Origin of the sequence: Aeromonas sp. Prich7-2 (genome assembly GCF_017939255.1) — a bacterium.
Taxonomy (GTDB): domain Bacteria; phylum Pseudomonadota; class Gammaproteobacteria; order Enterobacterales; family Aeromonadaceae; genus Aeromonas; species Aeromonas caviae.
On the sequence record NZ_JAGKRI010000363.1, the window covers coordinates 1 to 293 of the forward strand.

Annotated in this window: 1 pseudogene; it reads right to left on the reverse strand. The window is 60.1% G+C overall.

Annotated elements, in window-relative coordinates:
• Positions 1-72: 72 nt before the first annotated feature.
• A pseudogene (locus tag J9892_RS23405) lies at positions 73-293 on the reverse strand (IS21 family transposase); the annotation flags it as partial.

The window sequence follows — 293 nt, forward strand, 5'->3', positions numbered from 1 at the left end:
CATCCGCCATGCCGGTCAGTTTCAGGTGTCTCAAGCGGGTCAGCGTTTGTTGGGTCATGGGACGTATCCTCTTTAGTGGAAGCTCTGGGGGCCGCGGATGTTCTCGTGCTCTTGCGGCAGTTCTGGATAACTGAGCGGACTTGCGGACAGTTGGTCGCGGCCACTGGTCAGCACCGACTTGAGCTGCTTGAGCCGCACCAGTCCTTCCCGGTTGGCCAGCTGGCAACAGGCTTCGACTCGTGATGGCGGATACTCCCGGCTAAGACTCAGCAGTCCCAGGCAGAGTCGGTATG